We start from the raw sequence: 16795 nt of genomic DNA on the forward strand, positions 1-16795 counted from the left end.
CGTGGGTCCCTTCCTCAGAAGACCGGGATGTAGAAGAGGGCGGCCAGGATCACGGCGACGATGCCGAGCAGCACCGGCGAGCGGTACCAGGCCGCGTCGCCGGCCAGCGAGTCGTCGGCCAGCGTGGTGTCGCTGCGGCCGTACACCAGCCCGGTCAGCTCGCTGTCGGTCTTCGGCCGGGTCAGCGGCGTGACGATCGCGGCCACCACCGCGACGGTCACGAAGGCCAGGCCCGCGCCCCAGAAGCTCTCCTCCAGGTCCGAGTTGAAGCTGATCACGCCGGTCTTGTAGAGCACGTAGGTGGCGATCGCCACCACCGTGCCGGACAGCAGCGACCAGAAGCCGGCCAGCGCGCTCATCCGCCGCCAGAACATGCCGATGATGAACGTGCCGAAGAGCGGGGCGTTGAAGACCGAGAAGAGCGCCTGGATGTAGTTCATGATGTTGCTGAAGCCGGCCGCGATGAACGCGGTGCCGATGCCGACCACCACGGCCACGACCGTGGCGATCCGGCCCACCTTCACGTAGTACCCGTCCGGCCGGTCCCGCCGGAAGTACGCCTGCCAGATGTCGTACGTGAAGACGGTGTTGAAGCCGCTGACGTTGGCCGCCATGCCGGCCATGAACGAGGCCACCAGGCCGGTGACCGCGATGCCGAGCACGCCGTTGGGCAGCAGGTCGCGCATGAGCAGCGGGATGGCGTTGTTGTAGACCAGGTCGCCCTGGTCGGCGCCCAGCCCCTTGACCGTGATCAGGGCGATCAGGCCGGGGATCACGGTGACCACCGGGATCAGCAGCTTCGGGTACGCCGCGATGATCGGGGTCCGCCGGGCGGCGCTCATGTTGCGTGCCGACAGCGCGCGCTGCACCTCGGCGAAGTTGGTGGTCCAGTAGCCGAAGGAGAGCACGAAACCGAGGCCGAAGACGATGCCCAGCCAGTGCGCGCCGAGGGGATTGTCGGTGCTGCCGGTGCCCTGCCAGGCGTGCAGGCCGGCCTCGCCGAGCTTGGACTCCCGTACCGCGTCCATCAGCCCGTTCACGCCGCCGACCTTGACCAGGCCGATCACCGTGATCGGCACCAGGCCGGCGATGATCACGAAGAACTGGAGCACCTCGTTGTAGATCGCGCCGGAGAGGCCGCCGACCGTGATGTACGCCAGCACGATCACCGCGCCGACCACGATCGCGACCCAGAGCGGCCAACCCAGCAGCGCCTGCATGATCAGCGCCAACGCGTAGAGGTTCACGCCCGCGATCAGCACCTGGGCGACCGCGAAGCTGATCGCGTTGAGCAGGTGGGTCGGGCGGTTGAAGCGCAGCCGCAGGTACTCCGGGACGCTGCGGACCTTCGAGCCGTAGTAGAAGGGCATCATCACGATGCCGAGGAAGACCATCGCCGGCACGGCGCCGATCCAGTAGTAGTGGACCGTCATGATGCCGTACTGGGCGCCGTTGGCGGCCATGCCGATGATCTCCAGCGCGCCCAGGTTCGCCGAGACGAACGCCAGGCCGGTGACCCAGGCGGGCAACGACCGCCCGGAGAGGAAGAAGTCCACGCTGGTCTTGATGGCGCGGCGGGCGGCGAAGCCGACACCCAGCACCGTGACGAAGTAGAGCGCCAGGATCAGGTAGTCCAGGGCGTTCATGTTCAACCGTAGGCCGCTACCCATGCCTGTAGCTCCCCTCGTGTGGGTGCGTGCTGCGCCCGCAGGTACCCCGATTGCGCAATTTCATGCCTCCTGCGTGGTCCGCCGGGCACGACGGAGCCCCGGCCGTCGGCGGCCGGGGCTCCGGGGCAGGTCGGGCGCCTCAGCGGCCCAGCACGCGGTCCAGGAAGTCGCGGTAGCCGCGCACGGCCACCCGGAGCTGCTCGGTGTCGGTCGAGCCGGACTCCTGCCAGGCGCCGAGCCGGGTGCGCTGCTCCCGCAACGCCGTGGCCAGCGCCTCGATCGCCTCCTCGACCAACGACTCGGCCTCGCCGACCGCGGCGCGCGGGTCGTCCACGAAGCGCAGCTGGACATCGCGCCAGCGGTCCCGGAAGCCCTGCGCGGCCTCCGGGGCGAACAGCGTCGCCGCGTCCGCCGGCACCGCGCCCGGGGTGGGCCGGTCCGCGCCGGCCAGCGCCGTGCCCGAGCCGGCCGCGCCGACCGCCGCCGCGCCCGCCGCCGCCGTGGCGGTGTCCGGGTCGACGGTGTGGTGCCGGCCGCCGTCCGCGTCCGCGGGCACCGGCTCGCTGTCCGGATCGACCAGACCGGGCTCGGCGCTGCCGTACCCGACCGCGCCGTCCGCCGGCGCGCCGTCCCGGACCACCCCGTCGGTGGACCTGTCGTCACGGACCTCGTCGGCGCCCGGGCCGGCGTCGGAGTGCTCCGCCTCCCAGCGGTCCCGGTCGTGCAGCCGGTCCCCGGCGGTCGGGTCGGCCCGCTCGTCGTCCAGCGGCTCGGTGCGGCCGGGCGCGCCGTCACCCGGAACGGCGGTGTCCTCGTCGCGCGCGTCCCGCTCGTCCTGCGGCCGGCCGCTCGCCAGCGCCGACGCGGCCACCGCGTCGCCCACCGTGGCCGCCCCGAACGTGGTCGGCAGCGGCGCCGGCTCGTGGAACTCCGGCCGGCCGTCGTCGTCGCGCGTGGTGTCGGTGTCGTCCGTCCGGTCGGCCGCGTCCCGCAGCTCCCCGGCGTCGTACCCGCGGGTCTCGTCGAGGTCCGCGTCCCGCCGGTCGGTCACGGCCGGGTCGTCGAAGGTGCCCCGGTCGTCCAGCGCGTCCTCGGGCACGTCGGCCCGGTCCGCGCGGTCGGCCCCCGGCCGGTCGGCGTCGGTGTGGTCACCCGGCGGGGGGACCGGCACCGGCGCGGACCGTACGGCCTCGGGGTGGTCCTGTGTGACCTGCTGCTCTTCCTGGCGCATGGCGGCGGCCTCCTCAGCGGCTCGTGGCGTCGTGCTCGTGGTCGGGGTGGCGCTGCTCCGGCGGCTGCTGGCCGACCGGGTCCTCGCCGAGCAGGTCGGCGAAGAGGGCCCGGTAGTGCACCAGCGCCTGCCGGAGGTCCTCGGTGCCGGCCTCGCCGCGCTCGTTGCGCTGCCGGATCTCGTGGGCGTCGCGGTAGTGGGTCAGGGTGCGGGCGTGCTCGACGGAGAGGTGGGCGATCTGGTCCGAGAAGTCCCCGGTGGGGTATCCGCGCTCGGCGATCAGGTGGCCGACCAGTTCGTCGGCGTCGCCGACGGTCTCCGCCGGCGAGTCGACGAAGCGCACCTGGATCTCCTCCCAGGCGGCGGCGTACCGGGCCCGGGACTCCGGGCTCAGCGGGGTCAGCTCCAGCTCGGCGTGCCGGCGCTCGCGCTCGCGCAGCTCACGCTCGGCGGCGCCCCGGCTGTCCTGCTCGGCGACGACCCGGTCGTACTCCGGGCCGAAGCGCTGCTTGAGGGCCCGCCGGCGGTTGGCGACCACGGCGAGCGCGACCAGCGCGGCGATGACGGCGACGACGATGACTATGACGACTACCTGGGTGGGCGACATGGCTCCTCCTTCGCCCGCAGGTATTCCCTCCTGCGGGTGATCGCCAATCCCGTTCCGGAGCACTTTCCGCCGCGGTCCGTGGGAGCCGGCGGCTCGGCGACGCCCTAACGGCGCGCGGCCGGAGTCCATCGGTGTCCGGCGTGACCGTTCCGGACCGTAGTGAGCGGCGAGACGGCCGGTAGTGCATCCGTCCGGGATTACGTATCCTGCCCAAGGCGTCCGGGTCGGGGCCCGGCGTCGTGGCCGGCGATCTGGCGGCCGCTGCCGGCGCCACCCAGCGACACCTTCCCGGGCGAGGTCTGATTGAACACCCGCGACTGGCCGATCCGCGCCAAGCTGACCGCGCTGGTCATCGGCCCGGTGACCGGGCTGCTGGCGCTGTGGATCTTCGCCACCACGCTCACCTTCGGCCCCGCCCTCGACCTGCTCGCCGCGCGTACCCTCCTCTACGACCTCGGCCGCCCGGGCGAGACCGTGGTCGCCGAGCTGCAACGGGAACGGCGGCTCTCGGTGGTCCAGCTCGCCGGTGACGCCGCCCTGCCGGAGCTGGGCGAGCAGCGGGAGCGCACCGACCGGGCAGTGGCCGAGCTGCGCCGCCGGATCGACGGCGAGGACCTGCGCGACGCGGCCGACGACCAGCTCGACGCCCGGCTCGACCAGCTGGGCTCGGCGCTGGAGGCGCTGCCCGCGGGGCGGGCCTTCATCGACGACCGGAAGGTGGACCGGGCCGGCGCGGTCGGCCTCTACAGCGGGATGGTCGGTTCCGCCTTCCAGGCGTTCTCCGCCATGGCCGCGCTGCCCGACGTGCAGCTCAACCGGGAGGCGTCGGCGCTCACCGCGCTGGGCCGCTCCCGCGAGCTGCTGGGCCAGGCCGACGCGCTGCTCGCCGGCGCGGTCACGGCCGGCCGGTACGCCGAGGGCGAGCACGAGCAGCTCGTGCGCACCGTCGAGAACCAGCGCTTCCTGGCCGAGAACGCGGTCGCCGACCTGCCGCCCGACGAGCGCACCGGCTACCAGCGGCTGACCGAGGGCCCGGGCTTCCTCCGGCTGCGCGCCCTGCAGGACACCCTGATCCGCTCCGCCGAGCTGCCCGCCCGGTTCGACGTCCGGGCCTGGGAGAGCAGCCACACCGAGGTCTGGCAGGGACTGCGGGACTTCGAGCTGCGCGGCGCGGACAGCCTGGCCGAACGGTCGGTGCCGATGGCCGTGCGCATCCTGGTCCAGCTCGCCGCCGCCGGGGTGCTGGGCCTGGTGGCCGTCGTGGTCTGCGTCCTGGTGGTGCTGCGGGTCGGTCGGTCGCTGGCGCACCGGCTGACCGGCGTGCGGGGCGCCGCGACCGACATGGCCGAGCGGCGGCTGCCCGACGTGGTCGCCCGACTGCGCCGGGGCGAGGAGGTCGACGTCGACCGGGAGGCCCCCGAACTCGACCACGGCGGCGACGAGATCGGCCAGGTGGCGCGCGCCTTCAACGAGGTGCGGCGGACCGCGGTGCGGGCCGCGGTGGACGAGGTCACCCTGCGCCGCGGGTTCAACGAGGTCATCCTCAACCTGGCCCGCCGCAGCCAGGGCCTCGTGCACCGGCAGTTGGCGCTGCTGGACCGGCTGGAGCGCCGCACCGAGGACCCGGACGAGCTGGCCGGGCTGTTCCAGGTCGACCACCTGGCCACCCGGCTGCGCCGGCACGCCGAGGACCTGGTCATCCTCGCCGGCGCCGCGCCCGGGCGCGGCTGGCGCCGCCCGGTCGCCGCGGTGGACGTGATGCGCGGGGCGATCTCCGAGGTCGAGGCGTACGACCGGGTCGACGTGGGCGAGGTGCAGTCCGCCGGGGTCCTCGGCCGGGCCGTCGGTGACGTGATCCACCTGCTCGCTGAGCTGATCGAGAACGCCACCGCGTTCTCCCCGCCGGGCACCCGGGTGGACGTCACCGGCCGGACCGTCCCGGGCGGTTACGCCATCGACATCACCGACCGGGGCCTGGGCATGTCACCCCCGGCACTGGCGGCGGCCAACCGCAAGCTGGCCGCGCCACCGGAGTTCGACCCGGCCGACAGCGCCCGGCTGGGCCTGTTCGTGGTGGCCCGGCTGGCCGCCCGGCACGGGGTCCGGGTGGAGCTGCGACCGGCCGGGCCGGCCGGCACGACCGCCTCGGTGCTCGTCCCCTCCGATCTGATCACCGACGAGCCGCCGGTCGGCGCGGACGCCACGCCGGCCGGGCCGGAGCGGCGGCGGATGGCGAAGGTGACCCGGCTGACCACGGTGCCGCGGGGGCGGCCGGGCCGGCCGAACCGGGACCGCTCCGAGCCGACCGTGGTGCCGTTGCCGACGGCCCGCGCGTCGACCGTGGAACCGCCGGCCGACGGTGACGGGCTGCCCCGCCGGGTGCGTCGGCGCGGGCCGACGGCGCGTCCCCGGGCGGCCGTCACCGACGTGCCGGCCCACCGGACGCCGGAGGAGGCCCGGCGGGCCATGTCCGCGTTGCAGGCGGGCACCGCCCGGGGGCGTCGGGATGGCTCCCGCACCGTCGGCGGCCCGTCCGCCGCCCGGCTGCGGGACGCCTCCGCCGCCGAGCCGGCCGAGACCGGTACGCCGTCCACCGCGCCGGAGCCGGCGACGGAGCCCTCTTCGCCGGCGCCGGACCATCGAACCGCGACTGAGAGGGACGCCTAGTGGTGCACACGACGCGGCAGAACGCCGATCTCGACTGGCTGCTCGACGACCTGGTGGAACGGGTCCCCGCCGCCCGCCAGGCGGTGGTCCTCTCCGCGGACGGGCTCCTGCTCGGCGCCTCCGCCGACCAGGACCGTGCCGACGCGGAGCACCTCTGCGCGCTGGCGTCCGGCTTCTCCGGCCTGGCCAAGGGGGCCACCCGGCACCTGGGCGGCGGCGCGGTCCGCCAGACGGTGGTGGAGATGGAGTCGGCGTACCTGTTCGTCACGGCCGCCGGGCAGGGCGCCTGCCTCGCCGTGGCCAGCGACGCCGACGCCGACATCGGCCTGGTGGCGTACGAGATGGCGATGCTGGTAATCCGCGTCGGGGAGAATCTGGCCGCACCGGCCCGGGCCGTGGGGGAGCCGACCGATGCGCGCTGAGTCCCCGGGCCCCCAGCACGAGTGGCTGGACGCCGACGCGGGCCCGGTGGTCCGCCCGTACACGCTCACCGGTGGGCGGGTGCGCCCCCCGGTCGACGGCTTCGACCTGCTGGCCTTCGTGCTGACCACGCCGGCGGCCGAGCCGGCCGGCGCGCCCGGTCTGCAGCCGGAGCACCGCCGCCTGGTCGAGCTGGCCCGGCGGCCGAAGGCCGTCGCCGACCTCGCCGCCGACCTGGACCTCGCCGTCGGCGTGGTCCGGGTGCTGCTCGGCGACCTCCTCGCCCACGGGTTCGTCGCGGTGCACCGTCCCCCGGCCACCGCGTACCTGCCCGACGACAACATCCTCAAGGCGGTGGTCAGTGGACTCCGTGCGCTTTGACCGGGAGCCGGCCGCGTCGCGGTTGCCGCTGGCCCTGAAGATCCTCATCGCCGGCGGTTTCGGCGCCGGCAAGACGACGCTGGTCAGCGCGTTGAGCGAGGTGCGGCCGCTGCAGACCGAGGAGGTGCTGACCGGGGCGGGTCTCGGCACCGACGACGTCTCCGGGGTGGAGCAGAAGTCGACCACCACCGTGGCCATGGACTTCGGCCGGATCACCATCAACGACGACCTCCAGGTCTATCTGTTCGGCACCCCGGGCCAGGACCGGTTCTGGTTCCTCTGGGACGAGCTGGCCTTCGGGGCGCTGGGCGCGGTGGTGCTCGCCGACACCCGCCGGCTGGCCGACTGCTTTCCCTCGATCGACTACTTCGAGCAGCGGGGCGTCCCCTTCGTGGTGGGGGTGAACTGCTTCGAGGGCTCCCGGCGGTTCGGGCTGGAGGCGGTGCGGGACGCCCTGGACCTCGATCCGGACGTTCCGCTGGTGCTCTGCGACGCCCGGGACCGGCAGTCCGGCAAGCTGGTGCTGATCTCGCTGGTCGAGCACGTCGCGCGGCAGCGCGGCGAGCCGGTGCCGGTGGGCTGAGCGCCGCCCCGTCCTGGATCCGGTCCGCGAATCACGAGTGACCGGGCGGTTCTCCGGGAAGCCTCTGGTGGGATCGCGGCAGGATCGGCGGAAGGTGGGAGCGGTGACCGGCACGGGCGAGGTCGTCCACATCGGCGGCTACACGGCGGAGGCGGGGGGACGGGCGGAGGGGATCGTCGCGGCGCGGCGGGACCCGGCGACCGGGGCGCTGACCCCGCTCGGCACGGCGGCGGTCACCCCGTCGCCGTCGTTCCTCGTCCGGCATCCGGGGCTTCCGGTGCTCTACGCGGTCAACGAGTTGTCCGAGGGGCGGCTGAGCGCCTTCCGGGTGGCGCCGGACGGCGACCTCGCGCCGCTGGGCGTCCTTCCGACCGGCGGTGCCGAGCCGTGCCACCTCGCGGTGGCGCCGAACGGCCGGCACGTGTTCGTGGCCAACTACGGCGGCGGCAGTGTGGCGGTGTTCCCGGTGGACGCCGAGGGCGTGCCGGGGGAGCGCACCGACCTGGTCCGGCACGAGGGGCACGGCGCCGACCCGGAGCGGCAGGAGAAGGCCCACTGCCACATGGTCTCGCCCGACCCGGGCGGTGGGCCCCTGCTCGCCGTCGACCTGGGCACCGACTCGGTCTACCGGTACGACCTCGACGTCGCCTCCGGGCGGCTGGTGCCCCGGGCGCCCCGGCTGCGGACGCCGGCCGGCACCGGCCCCCGGCACCTGGCCCGGCACCCGGACGGCCGGCGGGCCTGGCTGGTCGGTGAGCTGGACGCCACGGTGACCGCGTACGACCTGACGGCGGAGGGGTTGCACCAGCGGGTCCGGGTCGACGCCAGCGGCCGGACCGGGCACGTGCAGCCCTCGGAGGTGGCCGTCGGACCGGACGGTCGCTTCCTCTACGTGGGCAACCGCGGTGTGGGCACGGTCTCCGTCTTCGCGTTGGACGGCGCCGCGCCGGAGCTGGTGGCCGAGGTCGACACCGGCGGTGGGTGGCCCCGGCACTTCGCGCTGGCCGGGGAGCACCTCTACGTCGCCGACGAGCGGGCCGACCTGATCGGGGTCTTCCGGGTGGACCCGGGCAGCGGCGTGCCGGAGCGGGTCGGCGAGCCGGTTCCGGTGGCGAGTCCGACGTGCGTGCTGGTGTGACGGGGCGGTGACGGACAGCACTGTCCGGAGTGGACCGGAATCACCTGGGATCACTGGCTCGTGACTCAGTGTATCGATTAGGTGATCAACTGTTTCTCCTGCGTAACTTTCGTCCGAACGGTTGTGGCAGTAACCCCACGAGATACGCAAGATGGTCACCGTGTCTGGCCGCCATCGCATGCGTACTAACCTTCGTGGGGCAGGTGCCGCCGCGGCGGCGACCGCTCTCGTCGCCGTCGTAGCCGGTTCCTGGTTCGGATACCAGCAGCTGGCCGGCCCGAACTGCTCGGGTCGGATCGAGCTGTCGGTGTCGGCCGCCCCGGAGATCGCCCCGGCGGTGCGCGGCGCCGCCGACGACTGGGTCGCCAACGGCGCCCGGGTCGGTGACACCTGCATCGCCGTCAACGTCACCTCGGCCGAGCCGGTCGACGTGGCCGCCGCCGTGGCGAGCAAGCACGGAGCCACCCTGGCCGGCGTCGGGCAGGCCAGTGGCACCGCGGTGACGCCCGACGTCTGGGTGCCCGACTCCTCCACCTGGCTGGTCCGGCTCAAGGCCGGCGGGGCCAGCGCCTTCGCCCCGGGCAACGGCGCCTCGATCGCGCGCAGCCCGGTGGTGGTCGCGCTGCCCGAGCCGGTGGCCTCGCGGATCGGCTGGCCGGACAAGGACCTCCGCTGGTCCGACCTGCTCAAGCAGGTGACGTCCAGCAAGCCGCTGCGGGCCGGGATCGTCGAGCCGACGCAGGACGCGGCCGGCCTGTCCGGCCTGCTGTCGCTGACCGCCGCCGCCAGCTCCACCGGTGAGGCCGGTTCCCCGCAGGCCCAGGAGGCCATGGTCGGGGCGCTGCGGGCGCTGGCCACCAACCGGTCCTCGCTGCGGCAGGACCTCCTCGCGCGGTTCCCGCGCTCGTCCGACCCCACGGCCATCGCCAACGGGCTGGGCGCGGCGGCGCTGTCCGAAGAGGACGTGATCGCCTACAACAACACCAAGCCGCCGCTCAAGCTGGCCGCGCTCTACCTCGATCCGCCGCCGATCTCGCTGGACTACCCGTTCGCGGTGCTGCCGGGGATCGAGCCGAGCAAGGCGTCGGCCGCGCGGGTGCTCTACGAGGCGCTGCGCTCCGGCGACTTCAAGGACCGGCTCGCGGCCCAGTCGCTGCGCGCGCCGGACGGCAACTGGGGTCGCGGTTTCCAGGCGCCGACGGGCGCGCCGAGCCCGGCCAACGGTGGGGAGAAGCAGGTTCCGCCGTCCGGTCAGGGCGGCGCGGCCGAGCTGGACCCGGTCGCCATCGCGACGGCGACCACCACGTGGTCGGTCGCCACCCAGTCCGGTCGGATGCTCTGCGTCGTGGACGTCTCCGGCTCGATGAAGAAGCCGGTGGCCACGGCGAACGGCGCCAGCCGGGAGCAGGTCACGGTGGCGGCCGCGAGTCAGGGCCTGGGGCTGTTCGACGACTCCTGGTCGATCGGCCTGTGGACGTTCTCCACCAACCTGCGGGGCACGCAGGACTGGAACGAGCTGGTCGGGATCGGCCCGCTGTCGGGCAACCGGGGCACGCTGCAGCGCGGTCTGGCCTCCATCCGCCCCTCCAGCGGCGACACCGGCCTGTACGACACGATGCTCGCGGCCTACCAGAAGGTCCAGCAGGACTGGGAGCCCGGCAAGGTCAACTCGATCGTGCTCTTCACCGACGGCCAGAACGAGGACGACAACGGCATCTCGCAGAAGGACCTGCTCGACAAGCTGAAGAAGCTGCGGGACGACGAGCAGCCGGTGCAGGTGATCATCATCGGCATCGGCACCGACGTGAACCGCAAGGAGCTGAAGTCGATCACGGACGTCACCGGCGGCGGCGCGTTCGTGACCACCGACCCGAGCAAGATCGGCGAGATCTTCCTGCAGGCGATCGCGTTGCGGCCGCCCGCTCCGCGTTGACCCGACACTCAGCGATAACCTTCCGCCGTACCGGATTTCCGGTACGGCGGAAGGCTTCCCGGGTCAAGCACGGGAAAGTGAACTGACGGTAATGTGTCCGAATCAATCGGTAACCATAATTGTCTTGGCATGATGACCGGGTGCCCCGACCGCAGGCTCCCTCCGGAGCCGGGCGGGGGCGGGGCGGTCCTGAGCAGAGTGGGGAGGACCCGTGACCTCGGCGACGCTGTTGACCCCCGCCAGGACGTCGCGACCCGGTGGTGACCGCCCCGGTGCGACGACGCGAGCCGCGGAGCGGGCCTACATCCGGGTCCTGGTGGTGCTCGACACCGCCGTGCTCGCCGTGGCCATCCTGGTGGGTTACCTGGCCCGGTTCGGTGACGAGCAGCCGACCGGCTCGGAGATCCCCTACGTGGTGGTCGCCCCGGTGCTCCTGCTGGTCTGGCTGGTCTCGCTCAAGGCCATGCGCTGCTACGACGACCAGGTGCTCGGCTACGGCGCGGACGAGTACCGACGGGTCAGCGCGGCGAGCCTGCGGCTCGCCGGCGGCATCGCCATCGCCGGCTACATCGCCGACGTCGGCGTGTCCCGCGGCTTCCTGGCGATCTCCTTCGCGGTCGGCACGCTCGGGCTGGAGGCGGCCCGGTTCGCGGCCCGCAAGCGGCTGCACAAGGCCCGCTACCGGGGCGGCGGCTGGTCGCGCAAGGTGCTCGTGGTCGGCGACACCGCACACGTGCTGGAGTTGGTGCACACACTGCGCCGGGAGCCGTACGCCGGCTACCAGGTGGTCGGCGCCTGCATTCCGGACGCCCTGCTCGCGCCGGTGCCGCAGCGGCTGGGCGACGTGCCGGTGGTCGGGTCGTTCCGGGGCATCCCGGAGGCGGCCACCGCGATCGGCGCGGACACCGTGGCGGTCACCGCCTCCGGCGAGCTGACCGCCACCCGGTTGCGCCGCCTCGGCTGGCAGCTGGAGGGCACCGGGGTGGACCTGGTGGTGGCCCCGGCGCTGACCGACGTGGCCGGCCCCCGCATCCACACCCGCCCGGTGGCCGGCCTCCCGCTGATCCACGTCGAGGCGCCCGAGTTCCGCGGCGCCCGCAAGCTGGTCAAGGGCTTCGTCGACCGGTCGATCTCGCTGATCGCCCTGCTCCTGCTCTCGCCGCTGCTGGCGGTGATCGCGCTGGCGATCAAGGTCGACAGCCGGGGCCCGGTGCTGTTCCGCCAGACCCGGGTTGGCCAGGGCGGCGAGGAGTTCGGCGTCTTCAAGTTCCGCACCATGGTGGTCAACGCCGACGCCCTGCTCGCCGAGCTGGCCGCGCGCAACGAGACCGACGGCCTGATGTTCAAGATGCGCGACGACCCGCGGGTCACCCGGATGGGCCGGCTGCTGCGCAAGTGGTCGCTGGACGAACTGCCCCAGCTCGCCAACGTCCTGCTCGGCCAGATGAGCCTGGTCGGCCCGCGCCCGCCGCTGCCCTCCGAGGTGGCCCGCTACGACGGCGACGTGGCCCGCCGGCTGCTGGTCAAGCCCGGCATGACCGGCCTCTGGCAGGTCAGCGGCCGGTCCGACCTGAGCTGGGAGGACGGCATCCGGCTCGACCTCTACTACGTGGAGAACTGGTCGCTCGCGGCCGACCTGACCATCCTCTGGAAGACGTTCGGCGCGGTGCTCAACAGCCGCGGCGCGTACTGAGGCGGACCGTCAGGGCTGCGGGCCCAGCCAGTCCAGGCAGACCACCACCGCGTCGTCGACCAGGTCGCCGGCCACGAACGCGCGCAGGTCGCCGATCAGCGACCGGACGGCGTCCAGCGCCTCCATCGGTCCGGTGCGGCGCAGGAACCGGTCCAGCGCCGCCTCGCCGTACCGGACCTGCTCGGCGGTCGCGTCGATCACCCCGTCGCTGACCACGAAGAGCCGGTCGCCGCGCTCCAGCTGGAACCGCTGCTCCCGGTAGTCGGTGGCCTCGAACATGCCGAGCGGGAACTGCTTGTCCAGCACCTGCTCGGCCACCACGCCGTCGCGCAGCCGGATCAGGCGGGGCGAGCCGGCGTCGACCGCGGTCAGCGCGCCGGTGGCCAGGTCCAGCTCCAGCAGGAGCACGGAGAGGTGCTGCGCGCCCCGATGCTGCGCGAAGATCGCCTGGTCGGCCAGGGCGGCCTGGTCGGCGAGGGAGATACCGGCCCGGCGGGCGTTGCGCAGCGCGTACGTGGCCAGCGAGGTGAGCAGCGCCGCCGCCACGCCCTCGCCGAAGCCGTTGAGTACCGCGAGCCACAGCCGGTGGCCGTCGTCGGACCAGTCGAAACTGTCCCCGCGCACCGCGTACGCCGGCTCCAGCTGCCCGGCGAGGCTGAACGAGGGCCGGATCCGGCTGCGCCCGGGCAGCAGCTCCCACTGCATCTCGGCGGCCAGGGTGAGCCGTCGGCTGCGGCGGGCGCCCAGGTAGATGTCGGTGGTCGAGGTGACGGCGGCCAGCTCGTGCCCGACCACGGTGGCGATGGTGTCCAGCTGCCGGAGGGCGTCCGGGTCGTCGGGCGCCGGTGAGATCCGCAGCACGCCCCGGCGCTCACCCCGCATCCCCACCGGGAACCACCCGGTCCCGTCGACGACCACCGGCTCCTGGTGGTCGAAGGCGCGCCAGGCCGGGTGACCGGGGCCGGTGATCGGCTCTCCGCCGCCCAACGGCAGCAGTTCGGCGAGCCGGTAGTCGACCTGGTAGAGCTCGGTGCGGGTGATTCCGTACCGGCGGGCCAGCTCGTCGGCGAGCCGGTCCACGATGAGATCTGTCGGCGCATCCGTCACGATCTGGCGCGCGCGAACCTCCGCTCCGCTCATCTTTGCTCCTTTGCACAGGTCGCCGGGCTGGTCCGGGGAGTAGTCTCGGGCCCACCATGACCGAAGAGCGCGGTCCCCGGGGACCTGAAGCGAGTATGTCCGCCGCCCTGGACGAGGCGGCGGGCACCCTGCTGGCCGTCTGGGAGGCGGCGCGGGAGCGCACCACCAGCCGGCTCTCCGGAGCCCAGCTCCGCGCGGTCATGGTCATCGAGCAGTATGACGGGATCAACCTCCGCCGGCTCGCCACCCTGACCGACATGCTGCTCTCCTCCGCCAGCCGACTCTGTGACCGATTGGTGGCGGCCGGAATGCTGGAGCGCGAGCCGGGCCGCTACGACCGCCGGGAGATCTCGCTGCACCTCACCCCGGCGGCCCGACGGCTCCTCGCCGAGCTGCGCACCGACCGGCGACACCGGCTGGCGCGGATCCTGGCCGGGATGAGCGTTGACGGCCGGGCGGCCCTCCTGCGCGGGATGCGCGAGTTCGACGAGGTCGGCCGGCGCGGTGAGGCCACCGTGGCCGAGGGCTGGCCGGTCCTGCAACCCTCCGGGGAGCGCATCGGGGACCCGTTGGCCGAGCCGACGCCCCCGGCCCCGGCCGCCGAACCCACCCCGCCCCACCCGGCCGGCGAACCGCACCCGCCCGGTGAACCCCCGGTGGCCCGCACCGCCTGACCCGGCCCGGCCGACCACCGGGACGGCGCCCTCAGGCGAGGGCGACCGCGGCCCGGGCCGTACGCAGCCGCTCGACCACCCGGGGATGCTCGGTCAGAGCCCGTTCCAGGGCGGCGAGGACGTCGTCGAGCACCCCCCGCCCGCCCCGGGCGGTGAGCGCCTCCCCCTGCCACCGGACGAAGTCCAGCAACAGCTGGTCGTCGTCCACCCGGACGGCCGCTACCAGCGCGTCCACCAGGTGCGCGAGGCCCGAGGCGACGTCCTCGGCGGTTTCCTCCGGCGGATCGACCACGCTCAGCGCGAGCCGGACCAGATCGCGCCTGCGGTGCAGCACCGCCACGTACGCGTCGTCCGGCGGGGGCGGCGGGGAGCCGGTGTGCGCGCCGGCCGACAGCGGCCCGGACAGCAGCCGGACCGCGTCCCGGGCGCTGGCGCCCCAGGCCGCCGCGCCGATCGCCGTCGCCCACCGGCCCTCCGGACCGAAGCCGGGACCGCCGGCCAGCACCGGCACCCCGGCCGTCCGGCTCGCCTCCACCATCCGCGCCGCCCGGACCAGCCGGTTGGGCTGCACACAGCTCAGCAGCACCGCGTCCGGCCCGGTCTGGTGCAGGTAGGAAACCAGGTGCCGGGCCGGCACGCTGGCGCCCAGGAAGGTGACCCGCCACCCGGCCGCCCGGACCACCTCGCTGACGATCCGCGCGGCCAGCGCGTGCCACTCGCCCTCGACGCAGGCCACCACCACGTGCCCGCGGCGTGACGGGCCGACGGCCGCGCCCAGCGCGTCGACCACCAGTTCGCTGACGTGGGTCGCGGCGTGCTCCTGGGCGACGCTCCAGGAACCGGTGAGCCACCGCCGGCCGATCTCCCGCTGGGCGACCGCGACCAGGTCGACCAGGACGTCCGCGACCGAGCAGCCCTCGGCCAGCAGGCCCTGGGCGAGCGCCACCGCGCCGGCCCGGTCGGCCCGCTCCAGGTGGTCGAGGTACGCGGCGAGCGACTCCGGCCCGATCCGGCAATCCGAACTCACGCGGCGGCCACGGCCAGCATGGCGATGTCGTCGTGCGGCTGCCCGTCGAGCCACTCGTCGACGAGCTGGAGGACCCGGTCGACCAGGGCCGCCGGCGGCAGCCCGGCGCCGGAGGCCAGCGCCTGGCGCAGCCGGGCCTCGCCGAACATGGCCAACTCGGTGGGGCCGCCCCGGGCCTCGGTCACCCCGTCGGTGTACGTCAGGAGCAGGTCGCCCGGGGCCAGCCGGATCTCCGCCTCGACGAACCGCGCGTCGGTCAGCGCCCCCACCGGCATGCCGCCGACGGGGACCGCCTCGATCCCGCCGCCGGCCCGGACGACCAACGGCGCCGGATGCCCGCCGCCGGCCACCCGGACCAGCAGCCCGCCGTCCGGCTCCCGGGTCAGCGTGCCCAGCAGGAGCGTGGTGAACTGGGCCCGGCGGGCCGCGCCCGGCGCGTCCAGCAGGGCCCGGTTGAGCAGCTCCATCAGCTCCCGGGGCCGCTGTTCGACCAGGCGCAGCGTCTGCAACGACTGGCGGACCCGGCCGGTCAGCACGGCCGCGCCGACGCCCTTGCCGCAGACGTCGCCGAGCGCGAACAGGCCACCCGCCGGGGTGGGGAACAGGTCGTAGAAGTCGCCGCCGATGCGCAGGCTGTCCCCGGCCGCCCGGTAACCGCCGGCCAGTGCCGTCCCGGCCAGTCGGGGCAGCTCCGGCGGAAGCAGGCTGCTCTGCAGCACGCGGGCCAGGTGGGCCTGCTCGCCGTAGAGTTCGGCGGCGGCCAGCGCGGCGCCCGCCCGGGCGGCGAACTCCCGGGCCAGCGAGATCTCCCGCTGGTCGAAGCCGGGCCGCTCGCGGCGCCGGGCCAGGACGAGCGCGCCGGCCGGACCGCCGGCGCTGGGCATCGGGCTGATCAGCACGGTGCCCGGCCGTCCGAAGCCCGCCGGCAGCACCTCGGCCAGGTCGGCCAGCTCCGCGTCCAGCCAGGGGCTGGGCTCGGTGAGGTCACCCTCCAGCGCCTCGACCAGCCCGGGGACCGACTCCACCGTCCGCCAGCCGGCCACGCCGGTGACCGGGCCGGGGTCGCCGGTCGCGTACCGGATCCAGTGCGGCTCGTCCTCGGCGGGGGGCGGCGGACGGTGCACCACCACGGCGACGTCGGCCAGGTAGGGCACCGGCAGGTCGACGGCGGCGCGCAGCGTCTGGTCACGGTGCAGGGAGAGCCCGAGGCGGCTGCCGGCCTGGGCGAGAAAGGCGGTCCGGGACCGCTCGGTGAGCAGCGCGTCGGTGCGCGCCTGCTCCTCGGTGACGTCCCGCACATACCAGGCGCGGCGTTCCCCGGCGAGCCCGCGTCGCACGCCCCGCAGCCGCCGGCCGTGGTGCTCGGTCTCGAACGATTCGGCGCCGTCGCGGGTCGCCTCGGCCAGCCCGGGCACCGCGCAGCCGGCCAGGTCCACGCCCGGCGTCAGCTCGGGGAGGAGTTCCGCCGCCATGGCGTTGACCAGGGTCACCTCGCCGGCGGCGTCGACGGTCACGACGGCCTCGGCCAGCCCGTCCAGCAGTTCCCGGGCGAGCTGGTCGTCGGCCGGCAGCGCGGCGCCGACCCCGGCCACCCGCCGGGGTCGCTTCCTCCGGGCGTGTCCACCGCCGCT

Annotated in this window: 14 protein-coding genes; 8 read left to right on the plus strand and 6 right to left on the minus strand. The window is 74.4% G+C overall.

Annotated features, from left to right (window positions below):
* Positions 1 to 14: 14 nt before the first annotated feature.
* The 3 genes from GA0070622_RS08425 to GA0070622_RS08435 all read right to left on the minus strand — a co-directional run bounded on the left by GA0070622_RS08425 (position 15) and on the right by GA0070622_RS08435 (position 3508).
* The gene (locus GA0070622_RS08425; protein ID WP_091571399.1) at positions 15 to 1670 is read right to left on the minus strand and encodes a sodium:solute symporter family protein; all 1656 of its coding nucleotides are present in this window, start codon (positions 1668 to 1670) and stop codon (positions 15 to 17) included.
* A 139-nt stretch (positions 1671 to 1809) separates the two neighbouring features.
* On the minus strand, positions 1810 to 2901 hold the full coding sequence (locus GA0070622_RS08430; protein WP_091571403.1) for a hypothetical protein: 1092 nt from the start codon (positions 2899 to 2901) through the stop codon (positions 1810 to 1812).
* Between the two features lie 13 nt (positions 2902 to 2914).
* Positions 2915 to 3508 carry a hypothetical protein gene (locus GA0070622_RS08435; protein WP_091571408.1) on the minus strand — a complete coding sequence of 198 codons (594 nt, stop codon included), beginning with the start codon at positions 3506 to 3508 and terminating at the stop codon, positions 2915 to 2917.
* A gap of 303 nt (positions 3509 to 3811) precedes the next feature.
* On the opposite strand from GA0070622_RS08435, the gene GA0070622_RS08440 reads away from it, so the two are divergent.
* The 7 genes from GA0070622_RS08440 (at position 3812) to GA0070622_RS08470 (ending at position 12323) form a co-directional block, all read left to right on the plus strand.
* Positions 3812 to 6175: a sensor histidine kinase gene (locus tag GA0070622_RS08440; RefSeq protein WP_091571412.1), complete on the plus strand. Its 2364-nt coding sequence runs from the start codon at positions 3812 to 3814 to the stop codon at positions 6173 to 6175.
* Positions 6175 to 6597 carry a roadblock/LC7 domain-containing protein gene (locus GA0070622_RS08445; RefSeq protein WP_091571415.1) on the plus strand — a complete coding sequence of 141 codons (423 nt, stop codon included), beginning with the start codon at positions 6175 to 6177 and terminating at the stop codon, positions 6595 to 6597. Before GA0070622_RS08440 ends, GA0070622_RS08445 begins: the two co-directional genes overlap by 1 nt.
* Positions 6587 to 6976: a DUF742 domain-containing protein gene (locus GA0070622_RS08450; protein ID WP_091571419.1), complete on the plus strand. Its 390-nt coding sequence runs from the start codon at positions 6587 to 6589 to the stop codon at positions 6974 to 6976. Before GA0070622_RS08445 ends, GA0070622_RS08450 begins: the two co-directional genes overlap by 11 nt.
* Entirely contained in the window at positions 6957 to 7559 is a 603-nt protein-coding gene (locus GA0070622_RS08455) for a GTP-binding protein (protein ID WP_091571424.1), read from the plus strand. The genes GA0070622_RS08450 and GA0070622_RS08455 overlap by 20 nt, the downstream gene beginning before the upstream one ends.
* A gap of 103 nt (positions 7560 to 7662) precedes the next feature.
* The gene (locus GA0070622_RS08460) at positions 7663 to 8697 is read left to right on the plus strand and encodes a lactonase family protein (protein WP_176558939.1); all 1035 of its coding nucleotides are present in this window, start codon (positions 7663 to 7665) and stop codon (positions 8695 to 8697) included.
* Positions 8698 to 8875: 178 nt separating this feature from the next.
* Positions 8876 to 10630: a substrate-binding domain-containing protein gene (locus GA0070622_RS08465; protein WP_091571433.1), complete on the plus strand. Its 1755-nt coding sequence runs from the start codon at positions 8876 to 8878 to the stop codon at positions 10628 to 10630.
* Between the two features lie 211 nt (positions 10631 to 10841).
* Positions 10842 to 12323, plus strand: a complete 1482-nt coding sequence (locus GA0070622_RS08470; protein WP_091571437.1) for a sugar transferase — start codon at positions 10842 to 10844, stop codon at positions 12321 to 12323.
* Between the two features lie 9 nt (positions 12324 to 12332).
* Here the strand turns inward: GA0070622_RS08470 and GA0070622_RS08475 are convergent, their stop codons facing one another.
* A complete protein-coding gene (locus tag GA0070622_RS08475; RefSeq protein ID WP_091571441.1) occupies positions 12333 to 13463 on the minus strand; it encodes a PP2C family protein-serine/threonine phosphatase in 1131 nt (376 codons plus the stop codon).
* Positions 13464 to 13558: 95 nt separating this feature from the next.
* Between GA0070622_RS08475 and GA0070622_RS08480 the strand changes: the two genes are divergently transcribed.
* A complete protein-coding gene (locus GA0070622_RS08480) occupies positions 13559 to 14137 on the plus strand; it encodes a MarR family winged helix-turn-helix transcriptional regulator (RefSeq protein ID WP_245666149.1) in 579 nt (192 codons plus the stop codon).
* 31 nt (positions 14138 to 14168) lie between these two features.
* On the opposite strand, the gene GA0070622_RS08485 is transcribed toward GA0070622_RS08480, so the two are convergent.
* Together GA0070622_RS08485 and GA0070622_RS08490 are read right to left on the minus strand one after the other, a co-directional pair.
* Complete coding sequence (locus GA0070622_RS08485) at positions 14169 to 15164, minus strand: cobalamin B12-binding domain-containing protein (protein ID WP_091571444.1); 996 nt, start codon at positions 15162 to 15164, stop codon at positions 14169 to 14171.
* Positions 15161 to 16756, minus strand: a complete 1596-nt coding sequence (locus GA0070622_RS08490; RefSeq protein ID WP_245666150.1) for a PP2C family protein-serine/threonine phosphatase — start codon at positions 16754 to 16756, stop codon at positions 15161 to 15163. The genes GA0070622_RS08485 and GA0070622_RS08490 overlap by 4 nt, the downstream gene beginning before the upstream one ends.
* Positions 16757 to 16795 lie beyond the last annotated feature (39 nt).

The sequence above is a fragment of the Micromonospora sediminicola genome (assembly GCF_900089585.1).
Taxonomy (GTDB): Bacteria; Actinomycetota; Actinomycetes; order Mycobacteriales; family Micromonosporaceae; genus Micromonospora; species Micromonospora sediminicola.

Excerpts from the sequence above, each read along its gene's own strand:
- GA0070622_RS08450 (WP_091571419.1), top strand. The coding sequence starts at position 6,587 with ATGCGCGCTGAGTCCCCGGGCCCCCAGCACGAGTGGCTGGACGCCGAC.
- GA0070622_RS08430 (WP_091571403.1), bottom strand. The coding sequence starts at position 2,901 with ATGCGCCAGGAAGAGCAGCAGGTCACACAGGACCACCCCGAGGCCGTA.
- GA0070622_RS08425 (WP_091571399.1), bottom strand. The coding sequence starts at position 1,670 with ATGGGTAGCGGCCTACGGTTGAACATGAACGCCCTGGACTACCTGATC.
- GA0070622_RS08465 (WP_091571433.1), top strand. The coding sequence starts at position 8,876 with ATGCGTACTAACCTTCGTGGGGCAGGTGCCGCCGCGGCGGCGACCGCT.
- GA0070622_RS08435 (WP_091571408.1), bottom strand. The coding sequence starts at position 3,508 with ATGTCGCCCACCCAGGTAGTCGTCATAGTCATCGTCGTCGCCGTCATC.
- GA0070622_RS08480 (WP_245666149.1), top strand. The coding sequence starts at position 13,559 with ATGTCCGCCGCCCTGGACGAGGCGGCGGGCACCCTGCTGGCCGTCTGG.
- GA0070622_RS08475 (WP_091571441.1), bottom strand. The coding sequence starts at position 13,463 with ATGAGCGGAGCGGAGGTTCGCGCGCGCCAGATCGTGACGGATGCGCCG.